The organism is Aporhodopirellula sallentina SM41, from assembly GCF_000346505.1.
GTDB classification, from domain to species: Bacteria; Planctomycetota; Planctomycetia; order Pirellulales; family Pirellulaceae; genus Rhodopirellula; species Rhodopirellula sallentina.
Window position 1 is genome coordinate 1 of record NZ_ANOH01000391.1, and the last position, 2,939, is coordinate 2,939.

Annotated in this window: 4 protein-coding genes; all 4 read right to left on the bottom strand. The window is 53.2% G+C overall.

The window, feature by feature from the left end; genetic code table 11:
- Positions 1–326, bottom strand: a 326-nt coding sequence (locus tag RSSM_RS34995; RefSeq protein ID WP_236621375.1) for a hypothetical protein, incomplete at its 3' end; no start/stop codon positions are given.
- Positions 327–432: 106 nt separating this feature from the next.
- Positions 433–873 (bottom strand): hypothetical protein, encoded by a 441-nt coding sequence (locus RSSM_RS33380; RefSeq protein WP_144060107.1) that lies wholly within the window; start codon positions 871–873, stop codon positions 433–435.
- A gap of 96 nt (positions 874–969) precedes the next feature.
- Positions 970–1,362: a VOC family protein gene (locus RSSM_RS25180; protein ID WP_044303623.1), complete on the bottom strand. Its 393-nt coding sequence runs from the start codon at positions 1,360–1,362 to the stop codon at positions 970–972.
- 784 nt (positions 1,363–2,146) lie between these two features.
- Positions 2,147–2,939: DUF1559 family PulG-like putative transporter (locus RSSM_RS25190; protein WP_236621376.1), on the bottom strand; the 793-nt coding region annotated here is incomplete at its 5' end.

Consider the following 2,939-nt stretch of genomic DNA (forward strand, 5'->3'; position numbering starts at 1 on the left):
GGGGACCTCTTGAAATTGCGAGTTGCGAGGTAATCGTCAATTTTATGTGGAAAGAACATGACTATCGTGAGCACCACCATAAAAGCGGAGGCCCAGTACTGCGGCACGAACCATCCAATGATGGCAACGAACAAAAAAACGGTTGCCGCGAAATATCGAAACCATCGCCACAGCCAACGTCCAGATCCCTGGGATCGAAACCTAGCAAGCGTTTCGATCAAGTGTTCTGGCGTGAAGTGGAAACGTGATGTAATCGTGCCGATCGAATTGATGCACGCACCCGCTTCGGTCGGTGGAGCGCTTTGAGGTGGTTCGTATGGATTCAAAGCTTGCATGTTCGGTAGACGTAACGCATTTGCGGGCGGCGGGAACGTGTGATTGCACGCCACCGCCGCTGGGTGGACATGCGTTGGTTGCTCGTCGTTTTGCGGGTCATCGGCTGAATACGGAGGCGACGAGCGTGTCCGGTGTCGGTGCACCATCAGCAGCATCGAAACGCGCAATCCAGCCTGATGGAAGACAAACAGTATATCCAAATTTGCCGTCAGAAATTACGGGAGAATTTGAAACTGCCTGGACATCAGCAAGCGTGGATGATGTCGATACGCCGTCGGGTGTAGAGAAGCGATCGCCGGTCGGAAAGACAAGACGAACCACATTGGAGGAATCGACACCTACCCGATACGATCCGCCGGGCGAGATCAACGTCGGGTAAACTACGGTAGAACTGGCGAGAGCGCCGTGAGGATGCGGCACGTACTCAGCAGGTGCTCGGACGCCCAATACCGGTACCGGCTCAGTCGTCCAGTAAATCGCAATGGGAACCGCGAGCAGCGAGAGAACCACTACCAGTGCGAGAAGTATCTTCTTCATGATCTCAGTCGGGTAACGTCCATGGTCAACGAGCCGGGAAGGTTGGTAGTTCACTTCGAAAACACGCGTGAGACCGGCGTCGAGTGCACCACATGATTATCCGGCTTCTTTTGGTTCGTGGAAGTAATAGCACAGACCGTCCGGCGCGACGACAAAGAAAACAACCAAAGATCTTCCATCACGTTCATCAGTCCGAAGCTCACCGATTTCCAACCCGCCGTTCTCAAATTCCCGTTTCAATCCGCGGATATCAGACACGAGAATTGCAGCTCCGTCTTGAGAGGCGTCACCACCATTGACCGCAAATCCGATGCGGGTTCCGTCGCGTTCTAGAAATACGGTTGGCACTGGCTCAGTGGTCCGTTGCACCTCAGTCATTCCGAAATGTTTGCAGTACCATTCAGCAGTTGACGAAAGGTCAATCACCGGCAAGCCGAGCAAATCGTCACGAAAGGGGAACGCTGTCTTGAATTTGGGTTGAGTTGTCATCTTTTGCACGGTGTGAAGGGAGTGGTGGTAGTTGGAAACGGAACAACGTCACCAATCACCAGGTCGGGAGGGTTCGTGTTCCATTTGAAAGCGGCCGACAACCAACTCGAGTGCAACGAGATGTCATCCACCGAGGTGAATTCATATCCGAACAAACAAGAGGACTGTTGTTCGTCGATTTGGGGCGAACAATCATTGAGCGACCACGAGTAGAAGAAGGACGCAAATAGCAATCCCCGAAAATATAGCGCAAATCGGAAGGTGCCAGAGAGCACCACCGGTGGAAGGGTGTAGCAACGCATTCGTATTGTACAAGCCGATACGTTTTTTTCGCACAAGGAAGTCCAGAGCGGCGACGCCTGCCGTCACGAGCGCGAGCGTTGCAATGGCAAATGTCGGTTGTCGCCCATCTCGAATCGCGATGTTACTTCAATTGCGGCCCAAAGCCCGAAAATGCCGCATCCGACGAAGAGAATGCCGAGCAAGTTAATGCCGGATATGGAGGAAAATGTAGTCGAAGGTCGATGCACCATGGCGCACTGGTGGATCGTCAGTCCGTTTGTCGCATGAAGTACAAAACACGGTTCCTTGCCGGACCCCGGAACCACAGTGTGGGCAGCGAAGGGATTGGTCGCTAGTCATGATGTGCCATTGGAAAGTCCATCTGCTTCCGTTGGATAATAGTACGGATCTGTGGATGGCAAGGTTGGGCCACCACTTGTGCAACGATGTCTACCGCCGCTTCGGTGCATGCGGTGGTTATCTCGCTCATGTGTTTGGGTGACTACCAGCCAGTATCAACAGGTTCTCCTCCAGATGCCGTTAGCATCGCCGATAGCAATTTCTTGTCGGTCGATCGGGTGAAGAAAATGATGGAGCCGTCAGCCATCGCGGCGTGAGTGCCTCCCACATGGTGCGACAGTTCCGTTTCCGAATCGAACGCCAAAAACTCATCCGCAGTAAGGTCGAGTGGTTCAGCCCAGGAAGTCGCCTTCTCGGGAGGCCCTTCAACGACCACGATCGTGTTGTCCATCCCGTCGACAACTCTTTCGGCTTTCGTTCCAACATCGCCTGTCATGATCCCATCGCCGACGATCACCGCAAAGTATCGGGTCGTTGCACCGTCATTGGTATCCGACGGGCAACGATACGCGTCGACAACGGTCTCTCTAGCCGCGCGATTCACGTCCGCATCCCATCGTTGTGATAGGTCAAATTGATCAAAAATCTCCTGTTCCCCAAGATACGGAAGGATCAGCGTTCTCCAGCTATGCATCCGTCGACCAGACTCGTCGACTGTAAATGTAGGTGGGAATGAACCGTGTTCATCCTTGTACGCATGGATGGCGGTCGCAATTGCCTTGATGTTTGTGCTGCACTGCATCCGGGCCTTTGCCTCGTCGAGTGCATGCGTTGCATCAGAAAATATATGTCGCCATAGGAAGAGAAGAATCCAAAACGCGAAAAACACAAGTATACCAATTAGGATCTTCGTGTTGACGGTTTGCGTGGGACTTGCAGGTCTCGCGTCAGATGAATCGTTACTCAAACTTGCCTCCTTGAGGTCGCTGCGGCCG

What these genes read in the sequence shown, in the direction of transcription:
- RSSM_RS33380 (WP_144060107.1), bottom strand. Translation starts at nt 873, where the DNA reads ATGAAGAAGATACTTCTCGCACTGGTAGTGGTTCTCTCGCTGCTCGCG.
- RSSM_RS25180 (WP_044303623.1), bottom strand. Translation starts at nt 1,362, where the DNA reads ATGACAACTCAACCCAAATTCAAGACAGCGTTCCCCTTTCGTGACGAT.